The 674-nt window shown below is 42.7% G+C and carries 2 protein-coding genes and 1 pseudogene; all 3 read right to left on the bottom strand.

The window, feature by feature from the left end; genetic code table 11:
* A partial coding sequence (locus tag PROVRUST_RS20760) for a phage virion morphogenesis family protein (protein WP_419177177.1) occupies positions 1-203 on the bottom strand: 203 nt, incomplete at its 3' end.
* Positions 204-394: 191 nt separating this feature from the next.
* Positions 395-460 (bottom strand): annotated as a pseudogene (locus tag PROVRUST_RS20755) (phage virion morphogenesis protein); the annotation flags it as partial.
* A gap of 53 nt (positions 461-513) precedes the next feature.
* Positions 514-674 (bottom strand): phage tail protein (locus PROVRUST_RS20430; protein WP_006816502.1); only part of this gene is annotated, 161 nt, incomplete at its 5' end.

Genomic DNA, 674 nt, shown 5'->3' with positions numbered 1-674 from the left:
CCAATTCGTTCTGTTAATCCAAATTGATGCACACCGGCAATATTTCCCGCAGAGGGTAAAAAGTAAATAACGGCTTCTTTATCGCTGTTATACATCCGCAAAAAACGGGCGGTTGCCAGTTTTTTAAACATACGAGTTTGCTTGGTTTTCGCTCTGTACTGATTTTGTCTTTTTTGACGCTGATATAGCGCTGAATATCCGATTTACGAAATGAGCGCTGGGATTTTTTATCCGCATCTTGTCCTGTAATCGTCTTTGAGTTTCCACGCCAATGACGCAATGTACGCTTCTGACCCCGCCACATGAATTGAATTTCACGCTGTACCGTGACAAAGCTGGCTTTTCTTTTTGTGTATGCACTACCGTCTGGATTTTTTTGTTGCTGGATGCGCTTTATTTGAGATCGGCGCAAGTCACGCGTGATTTCTTTAGCTAGTTGTCGGCGCTGATTTGCAGACATACGGCTGATTAAAGCGCTTAACTCGCTATCAAGCTTACGTAATGTATCGTCGCTCATCGCTCTGTTTTCCATTCATCGAATGGATTTGCCGGCTCAGAAATAGACTCAACAACCCATTTTCCCTCGTTATCGATGGCTAACACTCGCTCCGTAAGATTTAGGTCGATACTAATATCCGCGGTTTCATTATCTAAAATAACAGCTTCAAACTTAA

The sequence above is a fragment of the Providencia rustigianii DSM 4541 genome (assembly GCF_000156395.1).
In the GTDB taxonomy this organism is placed as follows: Bacteria; Pseudomonadota; Gammaproteobacteria; order Enterobacterales; family Enterobacteriaceae; genus Providencia; species Providencia rustigianii.
This window is presented reverse-complemented; position numbering and strand designations above follow the sequence as displayed.